Origin of the sequence: Sphingobacterium sp. xlx-96 (assembly GCF_011007365.1) — a bacterium.
Classification (GTDB): domain Bacteria; phylum Bacteroidota; class Bacteroidia; order Sphingobacteriales; family Sphingobacteriaceae; genus Sphingobacterium; species Sphingobacterium luzhongxinii.
The window spans coordinates 322,954-347,161 of record NZ_WFKM01000002.1; the positions used below are offsets into that span (position 1 = coordinate 322,954).

The 24,208-nt window shown below is 39.0% G+C and carries 19 protein-coding genes; 9 read left to right on the top strand and 10 right to left on the bottom strand.

What is annotated here, in order from left to right:
- Positions 1 to 44 precede the first annotated feature (44 nt).
- A complete protein-coding gene (locus G7B20_RS04295) occupies positions 45 to 458 on the top strand; it encodes a hypothetical protein (RefSeq protein ID WP_164108791.1) in 414 nt (137 codons plus the stop codon).
- 172 nt (positions 459 to 630) lie between these two features.
- Here the strand turns inward: G7B20_RS04295 and G7B20_RS04300 are convergent, their stop codons facing one another.
- Complete coding sequence (locus G7B20_RS04300) at positions 631 to 2,238, bottom strand: mucoidy inhibitor MuiA family protein (RefSeq protein ID WP_164108792.1); 1,608 nt, start codon at positions 2,236 to 2,238, stop codon at positions 631 to 633.
- Positions 2,239 to 2,403: 165 nt separating this feature from the next.
- On the opposite strand from G7B20_RS04300, the gene G7B20_RS04305 reads away from it, so the two are divergent.
- From G7B20_RS04305 to G7B20_RS04325, 5 genes are read left to right on the top strand one after another with little or no spacing between them, the layout of a single operon-like run.
- Entirely contained in the window at positions 2,404 to 3,252 is an 849-nt protein-coding gene (locus tag G7B20_RS04305) for a transketolase (protein ID WP_164108793.1), read from the top strand.
- A gap of 34 nt (positions 3,253 to 3,286) precedes the next feature.
- Complete coding sequence (locus G7B20_RS04310) at positions 3,287 to 4,240, top strand: transketolase family protein (protein ID WP_164108794.1); 954 nt, start codon at positions 3,287 to 3,289, stop codon at positions 4,238 to 4,240.
- Positions 4,241 to 4,786 carry an RNA polymerase sigma factor gene (locus G7B20_RS04315; RefSeq protein ID WP_164108795.1) on the top strand — a complete coding sequence of 182 codons (546 nt, stop codon included), beginning with the start codon at positions 4,241 to 4,243 and terminating at the stop codon, positions 4,784 to 4,786.
- A 33-nt stretch (positions 4,787 to 4,819) separates the two neighbouring features.
- Entirely contained in the window at positions 4,820 to 5,602 is a 783-nt protein-coding gene (locus tag G7B20_RS04320) for a hypothetical protein (protein ID WP_164108796.1), read from the top strand.
- The gene (locus G7B20_RS04325) at positions 5,602 to 6,036 is read left to right on the top strand and encodes a hypothetical protein (protein ID WP_240452793.1); all 435 of its coding nucleotides are present in this window, start codon (positions 5,602 to 5,604) and stop codon (positions 6,034 to 6,036) included. Before G7B20_RS04320 ends, G7B20_RS04325 begins: the two co-directional genes overlap by 1 nt.
- A 14-nt stretch (positions 6,037 to 6,050) precedes the next feature.
- Here G7B20_RS04325 and G7B20_RS04330 read toward each other — a convergent pair whose 3' ends face one another.
- Positions 6,051 to 6,758, bottom strand: coding sequence for a DUF4397 domain-containing protein (locus tag G7B20_RS04330; RefSeq protein ID WP_164108797.1), 708 nt, complete (start codon positions 6,756 to 6,758; stop codon positions 6,051 to 6,053).
- 143 nt (positions 6,759 to 6,901) lie between these two features.
- Between G7B20_RS04330 and G7B20_RS04335 the strand changes: the two genes are divergently transcribed.
- The 3 genes from G7B20_RS04335 to G7B20_RS04345 are packed head-to-tail and all read left to right on the top strand — an operon-like array spanning position 6,902 to position 11,382.
- Entirely contained in the window at positions 6,902 to 9,592 is a 2,691-nt protein-coding gene (locus tag G7B20_RS04335; protein WP_164108798.1) for an FtsK/SpoIIIE family DNA translocase, read from the top strand.
- A gap of 32 nt (positions 9,593 to 9,624) precedes the next feature.
- Complete coding sequence (locus G7B20_RS04340) at positions 9,625 to 10,284, top strand: LolA family protein (RefSeq protein ID WP_164108799.1); 660 nt, start codon at positions 9,625 to 9,627, stop codon at positions 10,282 to 10,284.
- Positions 10,285 to 10,344: 60 nt separating this feature from the next.
- Entirely contained in the window at positions 10,345 to 11,382 is a 1,038-nt protein-coding gene (locus G7B20_RS04345) for a LacI family DNA-binding transcriptional regulator (protein WP_164108800.1), read from the top strand.
- Here G7B20_RS04345 and uxuA read toward each other — a convergent pair.
- The 8 genes from uxuA to rplK all read right to left on the bottom strand — a co-directional run bounded on the left by uxuA (position 11,375) and on the right by rplK (position 23,996).
- On the bottom strand, positions 11,375 to 12,583 hold the full coding sequence (gene uxuA / locus G7B20_RS04350) for a mannonate dehydratase (RefSeq protein WP_240452792.1): 1,209 nt from the start codon (positions 12,581 to 12,583) through the stop codon (positions 11,375 to 11,377). The two genes, G7B20_RS04345 and uxuA, sit on opposite strands and share 8 nt — an antisense overlap.
- Positions 12,552 to 13,373, bottom strand: coding sequence for an SDR family oxidoreductase (locus G7B20_RS04355; protein WP_164108801.1), 822 nt, complete (start codon positions 13,371 to 13,373; stop codon positions 12,552 to 12,554). The genes uxuA and G7B20_RS04355 overlap by 32 nt, the downstream gene beginning before the upstream one ends.
- Before the next feature lie 159 nt (positions 13,374 to 13,532).
- On the bottom strand, positions 13,533 to 17,810 hold the full coding sequence (gene rpoC, locus G7B20_RS04360; protein ID WP_164108802.1) for a DNA-directed RNA polymerase subunit beta': 4,278 nt from the start codon (positions 17,808 to 17,810) through the stop codon (positions 13,533 to 13,535).
- A gap of 73 nt (positions 17,811 to 17,883) precedes the next feature.
- Entirely contained in the window at positions 17,884 to 21,693 is a 3,810-nt protein-coding gene (gene rpoB, locus G7B20_RS04365) for a DNA-directed RNA polymerase subunit beta (protein WP_164108803.1), read from the bottom strand.
- A gap of 164 nt (positions 21,694 to 21,857) precedes the next feature.
- Positions 21,858 to 22,235 carry a 50S ribosomal protein L7/L12 gene (gene rplL / locus G7B20_RS04370; protein WP_002992785.1) on the bottom strand — a complete coding sequence of 126 codons (378 nt, stop codon included), beginning with the start codon at positions 22,233 to 22,235 and terminating at the stop codon, positions 21,858 to 21,860.
- A 75-nt stretch (positions 22,236 to 22,310) separates the two neighbouring features.
- Positions 22,311 to 22,829, bottom strand: coding sequence for a 50S ribosomal protein L10 (rplJ, locus tag G7B20_RS04375; RefSeq protein WP_164108804.1), 519 nt, complete (start codon positions 22,827 to 22,829; stop codon positions 22,311 to 22,313).
- Positions 22,830 to 22,831: 2 nt separating this feature from the next.
- Positions 22,832 to 23,530: a 50S ribosomal protein L1 gene (gene rplA / locus G7B20_RS04380; RefSeq protein WP_021068873.1), complete on the bottom strand. Its 699-nt coding sequence runs from the start codon at positions 23,528 to 23,530 to the stop codon at positions 22,832 to 22,834.
- Positions 23,531 to 23,552: 22 nt separating this feature from the next.
- On the bottom strand, positions 23,553 to 23,996 hold the full coding sequence (rplK, locus tag G7B20_RS04385) for a 50S ribosomal protein L11 (protein ID WP_079641248.1): 444 nt from the start codon (positions 23,994 to 23,996) through the stop codon (positions 23,553 to 23,555).
- Positions 23,997 to 24,208: the final 212 nt, after the last annotated feature.

Below are 24,208 nucleotides of genomic sequence, written 5' to 3' on the forward strand. Positions count from 1 at the left end.
ATAAAAAAAGAGAGAAATTAAATAAATAAATCATGTTAACAGGAATGAAACACTTACACTCTACCTTAGCCATCATCTTATTAATTGCTTTGGTTATTTCTATTGTAATTACAGCAATCAATTATTTCAAAGCGAAACCTTACAACCGCAAAATAGCTTTAATCGGATTTATCAGTGCGCACCTTCAGCTATTGATCGGTCTAGTTTACTTTTTCACGCTTAAATACCACACCATGTTTTCAGGGAGTGTTATGAAAAGCCCGGAGCTACGGTTTAAGATAATTGAACATCCAGTGACAATGCTGATTGCAATAGTTCTGATTACCATTGGATATTCCAAAGCGAAAAAAGCAAAAGAAGACTATGCTGCGAACCAAAAGGTTTTCATTATGTACACTATAGGATTGATACTTATATTAAGTAGAATACCTTGGTCCACTTGGTCTATTTTAAATTAAGAGAACTTTCATGCTTGCTGGTGGATCAACAGCAAGCATGAAAGTTCTTGATTTCCATTAAACCGAACGAAGAGAACTCATTGATGCCTTGAATTATAATGTCGAATCAATAATACGGACACTTTCAGAAAAAAAGGCATCATAAATAGATTCGATGCCTTTTTTCTTAGCCTTAATTAAAACTGATCACCTTATCTTTAGGTGACTTCACCAAATAGCTTATTCGATAAGTCTGCGTTTCATTCGGCTTCACCCGTAGCATCCAAGTCACAACGCCCGTTTCCGTATTAACCTTCCCGGCTGTTGTCTCTAGCAGCTCTACTTCAATAGATTTATCCGTTGAAATCGGATATTGATCCTTTAACAGAATATCCACATCATTAGACTTATTATTTCTGACTTTAATTTCATAGGTAAAGATCTGTTTTTTAGAACTACCTGAAATCTGTGTACTTTTTTGATCCATTATACGTTCTCTTTTTATAGAGATTCCCTTATCTCTCCCCAGACTTAGGTTCAGGGTATCTGTAGTCACATTGGGATTGATATAAGACTTACCCACAAACATGTTCTCGAAAGAGATATTCGCCTCACCCGGTATCAGATTTAACTTCTGAAAATCAGTTATTTCAGCCATTAAGAAAGCATCCTTATCTAATTTAGGAACAGCATAATATTTAAATATCGCTGGCTGCGTAAACTCCTTCAAGGCAACGCTATGTGGCTGACCATTCGATAGAATGGTATAAGGGACTTCTATATCGAAGGTTGTACTCAACTGGTTTTCAACCATAGAAATAGACGGAGTAGCCAATTCACCAACGGTAACTTCATCCATGACAGCAACTCCTCTTATGGCTTTCGCATCCAAGCTCTGTATTTTATTCTGTACACGATTCTGTACCGTAAGAGTAGTAAACATCTCATCTTCTATATTACGGACTACAGCATAAGAAGGCAATAAAACAGGCGCAGTCCCCCCTACCGCTGGATTACCAGTGGATAAAATTAATTTCGCATTTCTCCAATCCACACCTGAGCTTTGCGACACACCCGCTTTATAAAACATCTTCAATGGAGCGGATACTGAAGTTGCTTTCAGGTCATAATAAGCTTGCCAATGTGCAGAGCGTGTCATATAACGTACCTCTAAAGCGACACTGCCACTACGCCCTGAATTGACTTGCAACCTTAACTGACCACCACTACCTACGTAGGTACGTAACGCCTCTTGAAACCGAACGATCTTTTTATCAAGTTCAGCTATTTCTTTGTTCAACGTAGAAATTTCTTTATTAAGATTCACAGACTTGATCTGATAATAATCGACTAACTTGGATAAATCTCCAATATCAATCTTTCCATCTCCACCTCCCAACAAGTCATTATTGGTTAAGATCTGTAGTGCACCTTTAGCAGCATTCAGCTTGTTGTACACACTCTCTCGATCTACAGCCAGCAGATCCAATGAATCCTTTAGCTTTTGATGTGAAGGGTTTGTGATCTGAGATTCCTCTGCACTTGTCTTCACGATCGATAATACAGAAACATGATCAGGGCCACTAATTTGGACATTCCGTTCGTCTAGATCATTTGCAACATTACTGATAATCAAATCACTACTCCCTGATGGCAACAGAACCTGAAATTTATTTAATACTTGAGCTCCGTTCGCATAAACGGTCACTTCCTTTACTTCTGCATTTGTACTGACTTTATGCTGTGCAGTACTGTATAGTACCGAACTGAGAAGCGAAAAACAAAAAAACAACTTTTTCATATATTATTATACTTATTAATTTAAATGTTTTCAATCCATGATTTTCATACGGATGCAGTATTACATAAAATTCCATAGTTAACAACAATTAAAAATGCAAATAATACCCCTAAATATTCAAAATTCACTACCTTTACCCATAAACATTATGATATTTAATTAAAGATGAGTGTAGATATTAACAATCTCGAGCAAGTTGCTTCTCAGGTAAGACGTGATATTGTACGTATGGTACATGCATGTCAATCGGGTCACCCAGGAGGGTCTTTAGGATGTACAGACTATTTTGTAGCACTGTATTTTCATGCAATGAAACATGATACTTCATTTAAAATGGATGGAAAAAATGAAGATCTATTTTTCTTATCCAACGGACATATCTCTCCAGTGTTTTATAGTACATTAGCTAGAGTCGGTTATTTCCCTGTTAGTGAATTAGCTACTTTTCGTAAGCTCAACACTCGTCTTCAAGGACACCCCACCACACATGAACACCTCCCTGGTATAAGGGTTGCTTCTGGATCACTAGGTCAGGGTCTATCCGTAGCTATAGGGGCAGCGCAAGCTAAAAAATTAAACAACGACAACCGTTTGGTATATGTATTAATGGGAGATGGAGAGCTTCAAGAAGGTCAGGTTTGGGAAGCGGCAATGTACGCTCCTCACAACAAAGTAGATAATATCATTGCTACAGTCGACTACAATGGTGCGCAGATCGATGGCCCGACCAATCAAGTACTATCCTTAGGCAACCTAAGAGCAAAATGGGAGGCTTTTGGATGGGACGTTCTGGAAATAGAAAAAGGAAACGATATGGCATCTGTAATAGCTGGTCTAGAAGAAGCCAAATCCCGTACCGGTAAAGGAAAGCCTGTCGTTATATTATTGCATACACAGATGGGATTTGGAGTAGACTACATGATGGGCACTCATAAATGGCACGGTGCAGCACCTAATAATGAACAATTAGAGTCTGCTTTAGACCAAATTCCGAGAACAATCGGTGATTACTAATATTTCCTATCCAAAAACTTAATACTGCTAAAAAATGAAAAAATATACTTTCACAGAATCTAAAGATACTCGCTCCGGCTTCGGAGCTGGCCTTTTAGAGGCTGGAAAAACTAACGATAATGTGGTGGCATTATGCGCCGATTTAATTGGCTCCCTTAAAATGGAAGCCTTTATCAAAGAGTTCCCCGAACGCTTCTTTCAAATTGGTATTGCAGAAGCAAATATGATGGGTATTGCTGCCGGTCTTACCATTGGCGGAAAAATCCCTTTTACAGGAACATTTGCAAACTTCTCTACAGGGCGTGTTTATGATCAGATTAGACAATCTATCGCGTACTCAGATAAAAACGTAAAAATATGCGCTTCCCATGCTGGTCTTACTTTGGGAGAGGACGGAGCTACGCATCAAATCCTAGAAGATATCGGATTAATGAAAATGCTCCCAGGAATGACTGTTATAAACACTTGTGATTATAACCAGACAAAAGCAGCTACTATTGCTTTAGTCAATCATCAGGGACCTGTCTATTTACGTTTTGGCCGTCCTGTCGTTCCTAACTTTACTCCTGCTGATCAAACTTTTGAGATTGGTAAAGCCATTATGCTAAATGAAGGAACTGACGTAACTATTATCGCTACCGGACACCTTGTATGGGAAGCCATTCAAGCGGGCGAAGAGTTGGAAAAATTAGGTATCAATGCAGAGATCATCAATATCCACACAATTAAGCCACTGGATGAGGAAGCAATTCTTAAATCAGCAGCAAAAACAGGTTGTATAGTAACGGCTGAAGAACATAATCGCTTAGGTGGTCTTGGCGACAGTGTAGCACAAGTGCTCGCACAAAAACTGCCAACCCCACAAGAATACGTCGCCGTAAATGATAGCTTCGGAGAGTCCGGTACACCTGCTCAGTTAATGGAAAAATACGGGTTAAATGCCAATAGCATTGTGGCTGCGGCACGTAAAGCTATTAGTAGAAAATAAATGGAAGACGCGCAAATCATTTCTATGTTTGCAGATGAACGCACGCGAGAAGCAGCGTTCAGTCATTTGTTAAAAAAATACCAACAGAAAATATATTGGCACGTCAGACGCATGGTTATTGACCATGACGATGCGGATGACGTGACCCAAGATATTTTTATAAAAGTATGGCGCAACCTGGAAAAGTTTAGAGAAGATTCGCAGCTGTATACTTGGTTGTATCGTATAGCGACAAATGAATGCATCACTTTTTTAAATAAGAAAAAGCAAAAGTATAACATCTCTTTGGATGAAGACAGTTCATCGTACTTATCGGAAACCTTAGCCGACACGAGTTATTTCAATGGGGATAAAGCGCAGATGAAGTTACAACAAGCGCTTCTGACTCTTCCTGAAAAACAACGATTGGTCTTCAATATGAAATATTTTGAAGACTTAAAATACGATGAAATATCCCAAATTCTAGGAACAAGCGTAGGAGCTCTGAAAGCATCGTACCACTTAGCTGTAAAGAAAGTCGAATCTTTTTTTAACAACAACGATTAAACCTTTTCATCGAAAAAGCATCTATATTAGACCATGAAGGAAAAAGATACACATAACGAGCCCATAGGAAGAAATAAACTTCCGGATTCACTACGTGTCACACCTTTTTCTACTCCAGAAAATTTCTTCGGTGTACAGCAGCAATCGATTGTAGCGCAATTGACTATTGAGAAGTGCAAATTAAACGCAGACTCGACTACTTATCCTGTACCGGATCACTATTTTGATCAATTGGAAGAGCAGATCTTATCAAAAGTATCAGAAAGCAAACTTAAGAATCAGACGGCTACGTTAGATTACCAAGTCCCCGATGGATATTTTGAGACGCTGGAGCACTCGATTCAGAGTAGGCTAGCAGAAAATAAACTTCAAGACGCGGTCTCTGACACAGGTTTTAATGTTCCTCAAGATTACTTTGAATCCTTAACTGATACTATCAAAAAGGCAACAAAGCAACTGGATAATGAAAATCCTGAAAACACAACTATTATTTCTTTTTCGGAGCGAAAAAAATGGTTCAGCTACGCTTCTACCGCTGCCGTAGTGTTTCTAATAGGTATTGGTTCGTATTTCGCTGTACAAAAAGACGCTACCGCACCGGCCATTACTGAACCTGATTTACAAGCGAACAGTGCGAAGGTTAATTTACATGATGTAAGTAACGAGGAAATACTCGACTACCTTGCACAGGTTTCTGAAGGAGAAGATCTAATCCATCTTACAAAATTTGTAGAGAATGAAACCTCCAGTCAGAATAAAATTGACAAAAGAATAGACGACGAGGATATAAAAGAATATTTAAATTACATGTTATAATGTTACGATTAAAGTATATTTTAACCACATTTTCACTAATATTCATTTTACACATAGCATCATTTGCCCAGCAAAATAACTTTGAAGCTATTGAAAGTGAAAAAATAGCCTATATCACTAAAGAGCTAAAAATAACACCAAGTGAAGCACAAAAATTCTTCCCTATATATAATAAATACACCGAGCAATTAAGGGATTTAAAAAAAGCTAAACGCGGAGGAACACCACAGCAAGCAAACTCTTTTAATGGTGGAAGGCGCGATGTAATTGCTTTTGACGCTAAAGAAGTAGAGATAAAGAAACAATGCAGAGAAGAATTTGCGAAAGTAATCGGACAAGCTCGCGCCTCTCAATTTTTTCAGGTCGAAGAAGATTTTAATGATTTACTACGAAGCACTCTTCAAGAGCGACAAAATAAAGGCAGAAGAAGATAAATTCATACTGACCTTTAAAATTTTATCACCGTTAGAGAAACTTCTTCATTTTCATGAGCTGCGTTTAATAGACCTTTTACCATAAACGTATAAATCGCTTTATTGTCTAGGGAAAAGTTCTCCAAAACGATTTCGGGTAAGTTTATTTTTGAATCAGCCGGAACGATCCTAAACGTCAACGGCTCACCTGCTTTAACTTCAATAAATTCAGTCACCGTTTTGAAAGGAACGTCCGCATAGAGAGTTTGGGGCTCCTTTCCACTCGACATAGCCAAATCGGGAGCATCCTTCACCATGTTTGCTAACCTTATCTTGGCATAGCCATTACGAGGAATTACCATATTATCTTTAGCAAGTAGGGATTTGATACCATTCTCTTCGTACAAAAACAAACTATAAATATCTCCAGAAATCAAAGAAGTATTTTGCGTAATCCTTTGGGTTTCTCCCTTCGAATTTTGATTCTCTACGGTGATCACCTTTGCACCCGGGTATAAATTACGATGCGATATATACCCACCAAACGGTAATTTTTCGCTTGTCATATTCAATCGATTCCCCTCCACTAAGAGATTGACTGCAGTAGAGTTCGGAATAGCATTAAATACGGCTAGTCCTGCAAAATTACTAGGGCTACCGTACAGTTCTGAATCATTGTCTTTGATACAACTGTTCAAAAACAGTAATACAAAAAAAAGAGCGGTGATATATATATTCTTCATAGTCAACACGACAAGATACTATTTTATTCACTAAAACGGACAACAAGGACCTACCGCTACAGATCTAATATAAATCCGGGAACAACACTGCATTTCTCCCTTTTTTTTTAATAAGTTTGTATTAGGTAAAGTATCACATTTTCATGGCATACAAAGGCAATACATTTAAAAATAGTAGTCAAAACAGAGGTAGTAAAGAGACAAAGGAGACTGCAGCAATCTCTTCTAATAAAAAAGCACCTTCATTATTCAAATCCTTCGATAATATTAATTTTTCTGAAGGACAAAGAAAAGCGTTGAAGATACTCGGCCTATTTCTGATACTGAGTTCATTCTTATTGGCAGTTGCTTTTACATCCTACTTATTTACCTGGAAAGAAGATCAAAGTTATATTGCGGCAACAAACGGCGGCTGGGGAACCTTGTTTGACACATCCGAAGAACTACGTGATGAAACATCAGAACTACCTATTGTAGCGAATAAACTGGGAAAATTAGGCGCTCTTTTAGCTAATCAATTTATTTTTGAATGGTTTGGTATCGCCTCTTTTCTGTTTATCTTGATATTATTTGTCCTTGGTTATAAACTACTTTACAAAAAATCTATTCTACCTGTATGGAAAACGACCCTATACGCTTCAATAGGAATAATCTTTTTATCCATAACCCTTGGGTTCATACAGGAATATATTACCGAGACACCACACATCCTAGAAGGCAAATTTGGTTTCTGGACCAACCAGCTCCTAAATGCCCAAATTGGGAAATATGGTGTCGGAGGTATATTGATTTTCGCTTACCTCACAGCATTAATCCTGATTTACAATCTGGATTTGAAATTTACATTTCAATCCAATAAATCTATCAGTAACCAAGAAGAAGAAGAACTCTTATCGAGAAAGACAACAGTTAAGAGAGACCCTATCATAATTCAGGAAAAAGAAGAGCAAGAAGAGGAAAATATTGACGGTGCTATAATTGAAGTATCTAATACATTACGAAACAGAAATACCCCGCCCCTCTCCGCCACATTGAATGATAGATATGCGCACCTTCGTGAAGAATACAAAGAATCTGAACACGAAGAACTCGAACTAGATGAGCTAGAAACAAAAAATAGTGTCACTTTTGACACCAAACCGACTTTCGAAACGCCAGTCCGATCGGTAGAGGACAAATCGATAGCACTGACCGTCGATACACCTTTGGAAATTGAGACTACGAAAGAAGAAGATATTGACGAACCGACACTATTTATCGAGAAACAAAAAGAAGAAAAACAAATTTCTGCAAACGATCTAGTAGCTCAATTTGGAGAATATGATCCAAAGTTAGATTTGTCCAGTTATCAACATCCTACACTAGATTTACTTAAAGACTACGGCACAGGCAAAATAACAATTAATCAACAAGAATTAGAGGCAAATAAAAACAGAATCGTCGATACGTTAAGAAACTACAATATTGAAATAGAACATATAAAGGCGACTATCGGTCCTACCGTCACGCTATACGAGATTATTCCCAAACCAGGTGTTCGAATCTCGAAAATTAAAAACTTAGAAGATGATATTGCGTTAAGTTTAGCGGCTTTGGGAATACGTATCATCGCACCTATGCCAGGTAAAGGTACCATAGGAATTGAGGTTCCTAACAGTACGCCCGAAATGGTATCCATGCGTTCTGTATTGGCTACTGAAAAATTCCAGAAAACGGATATGGATTTACCTATCGCACTCGGTAAGACCATATCCAATGAAGTTTATATTGCGGATTTGGCAAAAATGCCGCACTTACTCGTTGCTGGAGCCACGGGTCAAGGTAAGTCTGTTGGAATTAACGCCATACTTACTTCACTACTTTACAAAAAACACCCTGCGGAGCTAAAGTTCGTATTGGTCGATCCAAAAAAAGTTGAGCTCTCCCTATTCAAAAAAGTTGAACGCCACTTTCTCGCAAAGTTGCCGAATGAAGAAGAGGCCATCATCACCGATACCAAAAAGGTAATTAATACGTTAAATTCGCTGTGCATCGAAATGGATCAACGTTATGACCTACTAAAAAATGCGCAAGTACGTAACTTAAAAGAGTACAATGCAAAATTTGTCAATAGACGATTAAACCCTGAGGAGGGTCATCGATTCTTACCTTTTATAGTATTGATCGTAGATGAGTTTGCAGATTTAATGATGACCGCAGGTAAAGAAGTCGAAACACCGATAGCACGACTCGCGCAATTAGCTCGGGCTGTGGGGATACACTTAGTTATTGCGACACAACGCCCATCTGTAAATATTATAACGGGTACGATCAAAGCCAACTTTCCCGCACGTCTGGCCTTTAGAGTATTATCGAAAGTAGACTCAAGGACGATCCTGGATTCGGGCGGTGCAGACCAACTGATAGGTCGCGGAGATATGTTATTGGCAACAGGAAGTGACCTGATACGTATACAGTGTGCCTTTGTAGATACACCAGAAGTAGAAGGTATTTCCGATTTTATCGGAGGACAGCGGGGCTATCCTTCAGCATTTATGCTTCCAGAATATATTGATGAATCAGGCGAAGGTTCAGGCTCTATGGACTTTGACCTATCTGACAGAGATCAGTTATTTGAGGAAGCGGCCCGACTGATCGTCATGCATCAACAGGGTTCGACATCACTCATACAAAGGAAGTTAAAATTAGGATACAATAGAGCTGGCCGGATCATTGATCAGCTGGAAGCAGCAGGCATTGTGGGACCTTTTGAAGGCAGTAAAGCCAGAGAAGTACTCTATCCAGACGAATACTCCCTAGAACAATATTTGGAGTCATTGAGAAAGGAAAACTAACTCCATATGACATATAACAATAAGTAACACATATGAAGAAATTACTATTTACGCTAATCTACACAATAAGCATAGTTACAATAGGGGCATTGGCGCAGACAGACCCTGCTGCAAAGAAAATGCTAAATGATGTATCCAAGCGATACGATTCTTATAAAACCATCCGTTCCGAATTCGATCTGACAGTACAGGACGCAGAAAAGAAAAGCTACAATAGCTCTGGCACTATGTATTTTAACAAGCCGAAAAAACAATATGCCATCAGACTTCCTGAGCAAGAGATTCTCTCAGATGGCCGCACAGTTTGGAATATATCGAAAGATATAAAAGAGGTACAGGTTACAGACGCCGAACACGATGATAATACAATAGGTCCCAACAATTTGTTTTCTTTTTATAAAAATGGGTACAAATATATAAGTATGACTGATGAGAAACTGACAAAAAATGGAAAATCAGAAATATTGCGAGTTGTCGAACTATCTCCCACTGATACCAAAACAAATTATTTCAAAATAAAATTACGTATCAACAAAAATAACCATATACACGACGTTTCTATATTTGATAAATCCGGAAATCGATTTACCTATACTATCAAAACACTATACCTAGGCCAAAAATTTGAAGAGAGTATCTTTCGCTTCGCAAAGGAAAGGTATAAAGACTATGAAATTATAGATTTAAGGTAACGAAAAGAAGGGAATACCCTTCTTTTTTCTTATCTTGTAGACAAGAAGTAACCGATTATCATGGCTAAAATAACCTTAAAAGAACTTGCTCAAAAATTAAATCTATCCCCATCTACAATTTCAAAAGCACTAAATGACAGCTATGAAATCAGTGAAGAAACGAAAGCAAAAGTTAGGGAATTAGCTGAAAGATATAATTATCAACCCAACCCACTAGCTAAATATCTTAAGTTGGGAAAAACCAATAGTATCGGCGTTGTATTACCCAGTGTCCGTACGCCCTTTACCGCTCAACTTGTCCAATACTTACACCAAGAAGCAATCCAAAATAGTTACAATATTATTTTAATGCAAAGTTTAGACAAAGAAGAAGAAGAAGAAAAAGCACTAAAAACATTGACTAACCAAGGGGTCGATGGAATTGTAATTGCACCTGTCAGTGAAACCTCAAATCTATCATTAATAGCCAATATCCATGACAACATTTGTCCTGTCGTTATCTTCGACCGTATTCATTACAATTTGGACACGCATAAAGTAGGAATTGATAATATAGAAAGTACCTATCGAGCGACAGAGGAACTTCTAAAAATAAACAGAAACAGAATAATAGTATTATGTGGTCAGAACATTGGTGTGACCCAGTATCGGCTTGAAGGTTATAAAAAAGCTCTGCAGGACTATAATATTCCAATTAACGAGAAACATCTGATTTATATAGACTACAGCAAGTCGCTAAAAAAGATAGATGACGACCTTGAAAAAATAATTTCAGAATGCATGACATCAGAGGATGTTCCAAACGCAATAATAGGTACAACAGAGACATTAACTACCCGTGTCCTTGGTGTACTGGCAGATCTTAAAATCCATGTCCCTGAAAACATTGCTGTGATCGGATTTTCGAATATTGAGTTTGCCAACAGTCTAAACCCAGCCTTATCAACGGTCCACCAACCGACCGAAGAAATGGCGAGCACAGCATTACAATTACTTTTAAATCTTATAAACTCCAAAAGGGATCGGAGTCAGATCGAATTTCAAACTGTGCTGTTAGAAACTACTATCCAACTCCGAAAATCCACAATACTTACATAATAGCTATTAAACCTAATTCAAGCCCTCTCAACTCAGCTAGCCCCCGAAGTCTACCGATAGCAGAATATCCAGGATTCGTTACTTTCTTCAAATCATCCAACATCTGATGACCATGATCCGGTCTAAACGGAATCGGTTTACTACGTATTTGATTTTCTTCAATAAAAATCTTGAGAACTGCTGCCATATTTACATCACCATCTAAATGGTCTGCTTCAAAGAAGTTACCCATCCGATCTTTTTTCACATTCCTAAAGTGTGCAAAATGCACCCTGTGCTTCACTGCTGTAGCTATTTCGACAACATCATTGTTTACACCTGCCCCTAATGAACCCGAGCAAAAGCAAATACCATTAAATGGGCGATCCACGCCATTAATTATCTTAAGATAATCTTCTTTATTGCTGGCTATTCTAGGCAAACCCAATATTGGATATGGCGGATCATCTGGATGCAAAGCCATGAGAATACCATGCGATTCGCAAACCTCTTTGATCTCACTCAAAAACCACAGCAAATTATCCCTAAGACCCTCTAATCCGATCTCCTGGTACACTTTCAAACTATCTTTTAGATCCGTTATTGACGTCGCCTTTTCACTAGGAATTCCCATCAATATAACACGTGTCAGACGCTCCAACTCTACATCAGAATATTTATCAAAACGTAGCTTAGCTTCAGTTACCACCTCTTGGGGATAATCATCGAATGCCCCCATTCGGTTTAGAATATAAATATCAAAAACTGCAAGATCTATCCAATTAAAATAAAGAGCTTTAGCTCCGTTAGGTAATTCCAATCCCAACTCAGTCCTTGTCCAATCTAATACAGGCATAAAATTATACGTAACCACGTGGATGCCACAGGATGCCAAATTTTCCAGCGTTTTCTTATAATTATCGATATAGCTATTCGCATCACTACGCCTAGTTTTAATGGCCTCATGTACAGGAACACTTTCGACTACAGACCACATTAAGCCTGAGGCTTCAATTATCTCCTTTCGCTCCAAAATCGCAGATACAGGCCATACTTCTCCGTGAGGTATCTGATGTAATGCAGTAACAACACCGGTAGCACCAGCCTGCCTAATATCCTGTAAGGATACCGAGTCATTCGGTCCGTACCATCTCCAGGTTTGCTCAAATTTATTCATCATCATTATTCTGTTAAACCCCAGTCCAAGCGTTAAAACCGCCATCAACATATACTGTTTCGCCAGACACAAAAGCAGACGCATCACTGAGTAAATAAATCAATGTCCCTTCTAGTTCAGAAGGCTCACCTAAACGGGAATAAGGTGTACCATTGACAAACCTTTGTGCCCTATCCGTATACGATCCATCTGGATTGGTCAAAAGGGTTCTATTCTGCTCCGTTAAAAACACTCCAGGAGCGATTGCATTTACCCTTACCTTATCTCCATATCGTAGCGCTAATTCCGTAGCCATCCATTTGGTATAGCCTATAATACCATTCTTAGCTACAGTATAGCCCAACACTCGGGTAATAGCTTGACTAGAAGATAGCGATCCAATATTAATAATAGTTCCTTTGCTTCGTTCTGCGATCACCTTTCCAAAAACATGGGTTGGAATGATCGTACCAAATAAGTTCAACTCAATAGCCTTAATCGTATCTTGAACATTGGATTCAAAAAGATCCTGATCGGGCCCAATGGTTGCTCCTGGAATATTTCCTCCTGCAGCATTAACCAATGCATCAACTTTACCCCACCTTTCCAGAACGGCTTGACATGCCAACCGCATAGAATTTTCATCTAAGACATCGCCGACTAAAGCTAAAGCTTCCCCTCCTATTCCTTCAACGAGACGAACGCGCTCCTGCGCTTTATTCAAATCTCTTCCTATAATACAGACTTTAGCCCCTGCTTCAGCTATAGCCTTGACAAAATTTCTACCTAATATACCTGTTCCTCCAGTTACAACAATCACTCTCCCTGATAAAGAAAAACGTTCTAAAATGCTCATACTTTATTATTATTTAACACAATAATAATAAAGTTAACTAACAAAAAAGGCAAAGCAAGAGAGATATGTACGAAAACGTTTTCGTGTACACCGAATAAAAAAGAAAGGGGCCATCCACTTGGACAGCCCCTTTGTTATAGCGTACTTTCAAAAAGGAAATTAATCTTCCTCTTTAGAAGCTAATAACTGATCATACTCTTCACGAGATCCAACAATGATATTGCTGTAGTGACGAAGTCCTGTACCTGAAGGAATTAAGTGTCCTACAATTACATTTTCTTTCAGTCCCAATAAATCATCACGTTTACCAGCTATAGCTGCTTCATTCAATACTTTCGTTGTCTCTTGGAAAGACGCAGCAGAAATGAATGACTTAGTGCCCAATGATGCTCTAGTAATACCTTGAAGCAATGGGCTAGATGTAGCAGGGATAGCATCACGTACTTCAACCAACTTCATGTCTTGACGTTTTAGACTAGAGTTCTCCTCACGTAGTTTACGTAAAGTAACGATTTGTCCTGGACGTAATGAATTTGAATCTCCTGCGTCAACAACCACTTTCTTATCATATAACGAATCGTTTTCTAACATGAAATCCCATTTGTTTGCAGCTTCTCTCTCCAAGAAACGTGTATCTCCCGGATCTTCGATATTCACTTTCTGCATCATCTGGTGTACGATTGTTTCAAAGTGCTTATCGTTGATCTTCACACCTTGCAGACGATAGACCTCCTGAATACCGTTAACGATATATTCTTGTACCGCTGAAGGACCTTTGATCGATAATATATCGCCTGGAGAAATCTGTCCATCAGATAAAGGCATACCCGCTTTGATAAAGTCATTATCTTGTACAAGGATGTGTTTCGAAAGTGGCACTAAGTATTTCTTAACTTGACCATCTCGTGATTCAATAGAAACCTCACGATTACCTCGCTTCACTCCACCTAAAGAAACAACACCGTCAATTTCAGTAACAACAGCAGGGTTTGAAGGGTTACGTGCTTCAAATAATTCCGTTACGCGAGGAAGACCACCTGTAATATCTCGGGTCTTACCTGTTGAACGAGGGATCTTAACCAAGATAGCTCCTTCTTTCAATTTCTGACCATCTGATACCGAAACGTGGGCTCCAACAGGAATGTTGTACGAACGGATAACTTCACCCTTATTATCAAGAACCTTGATCGTCGGGTTTTTCGTCTTATCACGTGTTTCGATAATAACCTTCTCCTTGTGTCCAGTTTGATCGTCAGACTCTTCACGGAAAGTAACACCTTCGATAATAGCATCAAATTCGACTTTACCCGCAAACTCAGAAATAATCACCGCGTTATATGGATCCCAATCAACAAGCTTAGTGCCTTTCTCTACCTTATCACCTTCTTTAACATAAAGGTTAGATCCGTAAGGAATAATTTGTTGATAAAGGACTTTACGGTCAGCATTAACAACTTTTATTTCACCGGAGCGTCCTAAGACAACATGATAAGAACCTTCTTCACCTTCTTTTTCTACCGTACGCACGTTTTCAAACTCGATAGTACCTTCGTACTTCGCTATAATAGTAGACTCATTGGCAATATTCGATGCGGTACCCCCTACGTGGAATGTACGAAGTGTTAACTGTGTACCTGGTTCACCAATAGACTGAGCTGCAATTACACCGACAGCTTCCCCCATTTGAACACGCTTGCCCGACGCTAAGTTACGTCCGTAACAACAAGCACAAACTCCACGTTTAGCCTCGCAAGTCAATACCGAACGGATTTCTAAACCTTCTATACCAGCCTCATCAATTGCAGCAGCTACCTCTTCTGTAATATCATCGTTAGCGGCAACAATCAACTCATCCGTTTCAGGATGATAAACGTCGTGAAGTGGCGTACGTCCTAAAATACGATCGTATAATGGTTCAACAACATCATCGTTATCTTTCAACGCTGTAGTATAAATACCGCGAAGACCTCCACAATCATGATCAACAACAATCATATCCTGTGCTACGTCATGTAGACGACGTGTCAGGTAACCAGCATCCGCTGTCTTCAAAGCTGTATCCGCAAGACCTTTACGCGCACCGTGCGTAGAAATAAAGTACTCCAATACCGACAAACCTTCTTTAAAGTTTGACAAAATCGGGTTTTCGATAATCTCACCACCTGAATTACCTGATTTTTGAGGCTTAGCCATCAAACCACGCATACCGCATAGCTGACGAATCTGCTCTTTCGAACCACGGGCTCCAGAATCCAACATCATATATACAGAGTTGAATCCTTGGTTGTCATTAGACAAGATATCCATTACGTGCGCAGTCAATCTGTTGTTGATACGCGTCCAAATATCGATAATCTGGTTGTAACGCTCGTTGTTTGTAATGAAACCCATGTTATAGTTGTTCATCACCTCATCTACTTCATTTGTAGCTTGCGCAATCAATTCTGCTTTAGCAGCAGGAATATTCAAATCTTGCAAGTTGAAGGATAAACCTCCCTTGAATGCTGTTTGGAAACCAAGTTCCTTCATATCATCCAAGAATTTAGCTGCGCGTGCCATCCCGGTTGATTTTACAATCTCACCGATTACATTACGCAAAGATTTCTTTGTTAAGATCTCATTGATATATCCCACTTCTGCAGGAACAATCTGGTTAAAGATAACACGACCTACGGTAGTTTCAATAATCTGTCTCTCGATCTCACCTGTACTTCCCAACGTATTGGTACGTACTTTTATCCAAGAGTGGAGATCAACTTGTTTCTCGTTCAAAGCAATGATAACCTCTTCTGGAGAATAGAAGATACTTCCCTCACCCTTCATCTTGCGAGAATCATCCGTCTTACGGCCTTTTGTAATATAATACAGACCCAAAACCATATCCTGTGAAGGTACAGTAACCGGAGAACCATTTGCGGGATTTAAGATATTGTGAGCTGCCAACATTAAGATTTGGGCTTCCAAAATTGCAGCATTACCTAAAGGTAAGTGGACCGCCATCTGGTCACCATCAAAATCGGCGTTGAACGCTGTACACACTAATGGGTGTAATTGAATCGCTTTACCTTCTACTAAGGTGGGTTGGAAAGCCTGAATACCCAAACGGTGAAGCGTAGGTGCACGGTTTAGTAATACAGGGTGTCCTTTTAATACATTTTCAAGGATGTCCCATACCACTGGATCTTTACGATCTACAATTTTCTTCGCTGATTTTACAGTTTTAACAATACCTCTTTCAATCATCTTACGGATGATGAATGGTTTGTAAAGCTCTGCGGCCATATCTTTAGGAATACCACACTCGTGTAACTTCAGGTGAGGTCCTACAACAATTACCGAACGAGCCGAATAGTCAACACGCTTACCTAATAAGTTTTGACGGAAACGACCTTGTTTACCTTTCAAAATATCAGATAATGATTTCAACGCACGGTTACCTTCAGTTTTCACTGCATTTACCTTACGTGAGTTATCAAACAACGAGTCAACAGCCTCTTGAAGCATACGTTTTTCGTTACGTAAAATTACTTCAGGAGCTTTAATCTCGATCAAACGCTTAAGACGGTTATTGCGGATAATCACACGACGATATAAGTCATTCAAATCGGAAGTTGCAAAACGACCACCATCTAGAGGTACTAGAGGACGTAGCTCTGGTGGAATAATAGGAACAATCTTAACGATCATCCATTCCGGTCTATTTTCGATACGTGTATTAGCACCACGGAAGGCTTCCACCACGTGAAGACGCTTTAACGCTTCATTTTTACGCTGTTGAGAAGTTTCATTCGCAGCTTGGTGACGTAAATCATAAGACAATTGATCTAAATCAAGACGCTTCAATAATTCCTCTAAAGCATCTGCTCCCATTTTGGCAACAAACTTCTGAGGGTCATTGTCATCCAAATATTGGTTTTCTTTTGGAAGTGTATCCAAAATATCCAAATATTCTTCTTCAGTCAAGAAATCCATGTACGAGATACCGTCATCTTCTTTGATACCCGCCTGGATAACAACATAACGCTCGTAATAAATGATCATATCCAACTTCTTAGTTGGAAGTCCCAATAAGTAACCGATTTTATTAGGAAGTGAACGGAAGTACCAAATGTGTGCCACAGGAACTACCAAGTTGATATGTCCCATACGCTCACGACGCACCTTTTTTTCGGTAACTTCTACACCACAACGATCACAGACAATACCTTTATAACGGATACGTTTGTATTTACCACAGTGACACTCATAATCCTTTACAGGACCAAAGATACGCTCACAGAATAAACCATCACGTTCCGGCTTATAGGTACGGTAGTTGATTGTTTCCGGTTTAGTAACCTCTCCACTTGAACGCTCCAAAATAGTCTCTGGAGAGGCCAAACTAATGGTAATGGAAGTGAAGTTACTTTTAATTTTATTATCTTTTTTGTAAGACATACGTTGTATAACTTAAAGATGTATGTAAAAGCTTAAGAGATCGAAGACCTCCTAAGCTCATTTCTTTGCTTGATTAATCTAATGTGATATCTAGACCTAAACCACGGAGCTCATGTACCAATACATTGAACGATTCAGGAACAGATGGAGTAGGCAAATTATTACCTTTGACGATTGCTTCATATGTCTTAGCACGTCCCACAACGTCATCTGATTTCACAGTCAAGATCTCTTGTAAGATGTTAGATGCACCGAATGCTTCTAAGGCCCAAACCTCCATCTCACCGAAACGCTGACCACCGAATTGTGCCTTACCACCTAATGGTTGTTGCGTAATCAACGAGTAAGGTCCGATAGAACGAGCGTGCATCTTATCATCAACCATGTGCCCTAATTTCAACATATAGATAACCCCAACAGTAGTCGGTTGGTCAAAACGATCTCCTGTAAGACCATTGTATAAATACGTACGCCCTGATCGAGGTAATCCAGCTTTGTCTACCCACTCTTCTACTTGATCCATTTCGGCACCGTCGAAGATTGGAGTTGCGAACTTCATACCTAATTTTTGACCTGCCCAACCAAGAACGGTTTCATAGATCTGGCCCAGGTTCATCCGCGAAGGTACCCCTAGTGGATTCAACACAATATCAACAGGTGTACCGTCTTCTAAGAAAGGCATATCTTCATCACGTACGATACGTGCTACGATACCTTTATTACCGTGACGTCCAGCCATCTTATCTCCCACTTTCAATTTACGTTTCTTAGCAACATAAACTTTAGCCATCTGTACGATACCAGAAGGTAGCTCATCACCTACAGAAACAGCAAATTTATCACGTTTGAAAGCACCTAACTCTTCATTCAACTTGATATTGTAGTTATGAAGAGCCATTTTCACCATATCATTCTTCTCATCGTCCGTAGTCCATCCAAATGGGTTGACATTTGCATAGTCAAGATCCATTAAGATTTTTTGAGTGAACTTAGCTCCTTTCGCAAGCAACAACTCTTTATAAACATTATAGATACCTTGACTGGTTTTACCATTTACAATTGTAAATAATTTATCAACCAAACGATCTTTCAATATTCTTAAGTTCTTTTCGTGCGTAACTTCCAACTTCTCTAAAGCTTTTCTTTCGACTTCTTTAGACATCTTCTTAGCACGAGAGAATAACTTCGTATCGATAACGACACCTTTAATCGAAGGAGGAGTTTTCAAAGAAGCATCTTTTACGTCACCTGCTTTGTCACCAAAGATAGCTCGTAATAATTTTTCTTCTGGTGAAGGATCAGATTCTCCTTTTGGTGTAATCTTACCAATCAATATATCGCCTTCTCCTACTTCAGCTCCGACACGGATAATACCGTTTTCGTCTAAGTCTTTAGTAGCTTCTTCGGATACGTTAGGAATATCAGCAGTTAATTCTTCTTCACCACGTTTTGTATCACGGACTTCCAATTCAAACTCTTCAATATGAAGTGAAGTGAAAATATCTTGAGATACTACACGTTCAGAAATTACGATCGCATCCTCAAAGTTGTAACCCTGCCAAGGCATGAATGCAACTTTCAGGTTACGGCCTAATGCCAGCTCGCCATCTTCTGTTGCATATCCTTCACATAATACCTGACCTTTAACAACCTTCTCACCTCTTTTAACAATTGGCTTCAGGTTAATACAAGTATTTTGATTCGTTTTCTTAAACTTAATTAAGCGATAAGTTTTTACGTCGTCGTCAAATGAAACCAAACGGTCATCATCAGTACGGTCATAACGGATCTTAATCTCCTCAGCATCAACATACTCCACAACACCAGAACCTTCTGCATTGATCAACGTACGTGAATCGGACGCTACGCGTCCTTCAAGACCAGTACCTACAATCGGAGCTTGAGGGCGTAATAATGGAACAGCTTGACGCTGCATGTTCGATCCCATCAATGCACGGTTGGCATCATCATGCTCCAAGAATGGAATTAACGAAGCCGCAATAGAAGTAATCTGGTTCGGAGCAACGTCCATCAAATCCAATTTTTCCGGCTCGATAACCGGAAAGTCACCCTCGTATCTTGCTTTTACTTTTGGATCTTCAAAATTACCTTTATCGTCATATATCGCATTCGCTTGCGCGATTGTCTTCTCATCTTCGTCTTCAGCCGACAAATACACTACAGGCTCTTCTACAACCACACGTCCGTTTTCAACTTTACGGTATGGTGTTTCAATAAACCCTAAATTGTTAATCTTCGCATGAACAGCCAAAGAAGAAATCAAACCAATGTTTGGTCCCTCTGGTGTTTCGATAGTACAAAGACGGCCGTAATGTGTATAGTGAACGTCACGAACCTCAAAGCCGGCGCGCTCACGAGAAAGACCTCCTGGACCTAACGCAGATAGACGGCGTTTGTGCGTAATTTCAGCTAATGGATTCGTTTGGTCCATAAACTGAGACAACTGATTGGTCCCGAAAAACGAGTTAATAACCGACGATAATGTACGCGCATTAATCAAATCCGTAGGTGTAAACACCTCATTATCTCGGATGTTCATACGCTCACGGATTGTACGAGCCATACGTGCCAGACCAACACCAAATTGAGCATATAGCTGCTCACCAACCGTACGTACACGACGGTTTGACAAGTGATCGATATCATCTACCTCAGCTTTAGAGTTGATCAAATTGATCAAGTACTTAACGATAGCAATAATATCCTCACGTGTCAATACTTTCGTATCGGCGTCTTTACCTAATTGTAACTTACGATTGATACGGTAACGACCTACATCACCTAAATCATAACGTTTGTCCGAGAAGAATAGACGATCGATGATACCACGAGCAGTTTCCTCATCAGGTGGTTCAGCGTTACGCAATTGACGATAGATATGCTCTACCGCTTCTTTCTCTGAGTTAGACGTATCTTTCTGTAAGGTATTATATATAATAGAATAGTCCGCATTGTTTGATTCATCTTCCTTAGCAAGTATAATCGATTTTACACCTGCATCGATGATCAAGTCAATGTGATCCTCTTCCAAAACAGTTTCACGTTCAAAAATAATTTCGTTACGATCGATCGATACAACTTCACCTGTATCCTCGTCTACAAAATCTTCAGTCCATTTGTTCAATACCCTTGCCGCTAAACGACGGCCAATGTATTTTTTTAGTCCCGATTTACTAACCTTTACTTCATCAGCTAGGTCAAATAATTCTAAGATATCTTTATCTGAATCATAACCGATAGCACGTAACAGCGTTGTAACTGGGAATTTTTTCTTACGATCGATATAAGCGTACATGACATTGTTAACGTCGGTAGCAAATTCGATCCAAGACCCTTTAAAAGGAATTACCCTTGCAGAATAAAGTTTAGTACCATTTGTGTGTCTACTCTGACCAAAGAATACGCCAGGAGAGCGGTGCAACTGAGATACGATTACACGTTCGGCACCATTGATCACGAAAGTACCTTTTGGTGTCATGTACGGGATCGTACCTAAATATACATCTTGTACGATAGTTTCGAAATCCTCGTGTTCTTCGTCATTACAAGATAACTTTAACTTTGCTTTTAAAGGCACGCTATAAGTTAGACCACGCTCGATACATTCTTGAATATCGTAACGAGGCGGATCAATAAAATAATCCAAAAACTCTAGCACGAAAATGTTTCTTGAATCAGAAATAGGGAAGTTTTCCGCGAAAACCTTGTACAACCCTTCCTGATGGCGATTATCAGAAGTAGTTTCCAATTGAAAAAACTCCCTGAAAGACTCCAATTGCACGTCCAAGAAATCCGGATAATCAATTACCTTCTTACTTGTAGCAAAGTTCACTCTTTCCTTTTGAATATTATTGTTTGCCAAGGGAATAAGATTTTAGTTTAAAAAAACTGAGCTTAATTGTACTGCTAATTGTCACTCTCTAAATCATACGACAGTACACGTATGACCTACTTCAATACATTAAAACAGGAATAGACTCTGATAGAAACTATCAGAGTCTAATCTCTTTTGGGCGTTATGCGAAATTATTTAATTTCAACAACAGCACCAGCTTCTTCTAATTGCTTTTTCAAAGCTTCTGCTTCGTCTTTAGAAACACCAGCTTTCAATTCTTTAGGAGCACCGTCAACTAAATCTTTAGCTTCTTTCAAGCCTAAGCCTGCTAAATCTTTAACTAATTTAACTACTGCTAATTTCTGACCACCAGCTTCTTTCAAGATAACGTCAAATGATGTTTTCTCTTCAGCAGCAGCAGCGCCACCTTCAGCAGGAGCAGCAGCAACTGCAACAGCAGCAGCAGCAGGCTCGATACCGTACTCATCTTTTAAGATATCAGCTAATTCTTTAACTTCTTTTACCGTTAAGTTAACTAACTGTTCAGCAAGTTGTTTTAAATCTGCCATTTTATTTTGATTTTTAAAATTTTCTTAAATAATTATTTTTTAATAGTTCACGAACTTTTATTTGAGAGACGTTCGTTAGCCTCTATCTTCTAAAGCTTTCAACAAACCTGAAACTGTATTTCCTCCCGATTGAAGAGCAGAAATAACATTCTTCGCAGGTGATTGTAATGCCGCAATAATATCTGCAACCAATTCTTCCTTAGATTTAAGGCTAACTAGTGCATTCAACTGATCGTCGCCTACGAAAGTAGTCTCTTGTATATAAGCCGCTTTTAATACAGGCTTATCTCCTTCTTTACGTAATTGCTTGATCAATTTTGCCGGCGCATTAGCATTCTCAGAGAACATCATTGTAGAAGCGCCTTTCAAGACACCTTTAAGTTCTTCTGAGTCAATCCCCGCTTCGATCAATGCTTTCTCGATCAAGCTGTTCTTAGCAACTTGAATGATAATATCTTGCTCGAAACATTTGCGACGAATTCCATTGATTTTTTCAACAGATAAATCAGCAGTGTCAGTAATATAGAAATTACCGTAGGATTTAATCTGTTCGGCCAAAGCTTGAACAATTTCTTGTTTTTCTTCTTTTCTCATGATTAAATTCCTGCTACTGATTTAGTTTCTACATGAATACCCGGACTCATTGTTGATGAGATGTGAATACTCTTGAAGTATGTTCCCTTAGCTGCAGAAGGCTTCAACTTACTGATAACTTGCAATACTTCTAATGCGTTTTCGTAAATTTTCTCTGCAGGGAAAGACACTTTTCCAACTGAAGTGTGAATAATTCCTGTTTTGTCAACCTTGAAATCAATCTTACCACCTTTTACGTCTGTTACAGCTTTACCTACTTCTGTAGTTACTGTACCAGTCTTAGGGTTAGGCATTAAGTTTCTTGGGCCTAAAATACGTCCCAATTTACCTACTTTAGCCATCACCGAAGGCATAGTAATAATGATGTCAACGTCAGTCCAACCACCTTCAATTTTGCTGATATAGTCATCAAGACCTACGTAATCTGCACCTGCTGCTTTAGCTTCTTCCTCCTTATCAGGAGTACACAATACTAAAACACGCACAGTTTTTCCAGTTCCGTGAGGCAATGTTGCAATACCACGAACCATTTGATTCGCTTTACGTGGATCTACGCCCAAACGCACGTCGATATCCACAGAAGCATCAAATTTAGTCATAGTAATCTCCTTAACTAATGCCGCAGCATCAGCTAAAGTGTACGCCTTACCAGCTTCAATTTTGGATAGTGCCGCTTTTTGATTCTTTGTTAATCTAGCCACTTTCTTAAACTGATTTCGTTAATTAATTTTTCCAAGGAGCGTCACCTGAAACAGTGATACCCATACTACGTGCCGTACCAGCGACCATTCTCATTGCCGCGTCTACAGTAAATGCATTTAAATCTGGCATTTTATCTTTAGCGATCGTTTCCACTTGCTCCCAAGTAATAGAAGCAACTTTCTTACGGTTAGGTTCGCCAGATCCACTTTTCAATTTAGCAGCGTCTTTCAACTGAACTGCTACCGGTGGAGTCTTAATGATAAAATCAAATGATTTATCAGCATAAACAGTAATTACAACGGGCAATACTTGTCCTGGTTTGTCTTGCGTACGAGCATTGAACTGTTTACAGAAATCCATAATATTCACACCCTTAGCACCTAAAGCAGGTCCTACTGGAGGTGATGGATTTGCTGCACCGCCCTTTACTTGTAATTTTACTAACGCACTGACTTCTTTTGCCATTTTGTTTGTTATTTAATGTGTTAAATGTTTGTTAGTAAGTTGGAAGCAATACTTGTAACATTTATTTCGAAAAGTCACCGATCATTAGATTTACGCAACTAAACGAGGTGCAAAGATAATAAGAAGTTTTTAATTAAAAAAGACTATTGTTGATTTATTTTTACAAATAAAAAACCAGCCCAAAAAATGAACTGGTTACAATATCTTATCAC

What these genes read in the sequence shown, in the direction of transcription:
- G7B20_RS04295 (WP_164108791.1), top strand. Translation starts at nt 45, where the DNA reads ATGAAACACTTACACTCTACCTTAGCCATCATCTTATTAATTGCTTTG.
- G7B20_RS04300 (WP_164108792.1), bottom strand. Translation starts at nt 2,238, where the DNA reads ATGAAAAAGTTGTTTTTTTGTTTTTCGCTTCTCAGTTCGGTACTATAC.
- G7B20_RS04305 (WP_164108793.1), top strand. Translation starts at nt 2,404, where the DNA reads ATGAGTGTAGATATTAACAATCTCGAGCAAGTTGCTTCTCAGGTAAGA.
- G7B20_RS04310 (WP_164108794.1), top strand. Translation starts at nt 3,287, where the DNA reads ATGAAAAAATATACTTTCACAGAATCTAAAGATACTCGCTCCGGCTTC.
- G7B20_RS04315 (WP_164108795.1), top strand. Translation starts at nt 4,241, where the DNA reads ATGGAAGACGCGCAAATCATTTCTATGTTTGCAGATGAACGCACGCGA.
- G7B20_RS04320 (WP_164108796.1), top strand. Translation starts at nt 4,820, where the DNA reads ATGAAGGAAAAAGATACACATAACGAGCCCATAGGAAGAAATAAACTT.
- G7B20_RS04325 (WP_240452793.1), top strand. Translation starts at nt 5,602, where the DNA reads ATGTTACGATTAAAGTATATTTTAACCACATTTTCACTAATATTCATT.
- G7B20_RS04330 (WP_164108797.1), bottom strand. Translation starts at nt 6,758, where the DNA reads ATGAAGAATATATATATCACCGCTCTTTTTTTTGTATTACTGTTTTTG.
- G7B20_RS04335 (WP_164108798.1), top strand. Translation starts at nt 6,902, where the DNA reads ATGGCATACAAAGGCAATACATTTAAAAATAGTAGTCAAAACAGAGGT.
- G7B20_RS04340 (WP_164108799.1), top strand. Translation starts at nt 9,625, where the DNA reads ATGAAGAAATTACTATTTACGCTAATCTACACAATAAGCATAGTTACA.
- G7B20_RS04345 (WP_164108800.1), top strand. Translation starts at nt 10,345, where the DNA reads ATGGCTAAAATAACCTTAAAAGAACTTGCTCAAAAATTAAATCTATCC.
- uxuA (WP_240452792.1), bottom strand. Translation starts at nt 12,583, where the DNA reads ATGGCGGTTTTAACGCTTGGACTGGGGTTTAACAGAATAATGATGATG.
- G7B20_RS04355 (WP_164108801.1), bottom strand. Translation starts at nt 13,373, where the DNA reads ATGAGCATTTTAGAACGTTTTTCTTTATCAGGGAGAGTGATTGTTGTA.
- rpoC (WP_164108802.1), bottom strand. Translation starts at nt 17,810, where the DNA reads ATGTCTTACAAAAAAGATAATAAAATTAAAAGTAACTTCACTTCCATT.
- rplL (WP_002992785.1), bottom strand. Translation starts at nt 22,235, where the DNA reads ATGGCAGATTTAAAACAACTTGCTGAACAGTTAGTTAACTTAACGGTA.
- rplJ (WP_164108804.1), bottom strand. Translation starts at nt 22,829, where the DNA reads ATGAGAAAAGAAGAAAAACAAGAAATTGTTCAAGCTTTGGCCGAACAG.
- rplK (WP_079641248.1), bottom strand. Translation starts at nt 23,996, where the DNA reads ATGGCAAAAGAAGTCAGTGCGTTAGTAAAATTACAAGTAAAGGGCGGT.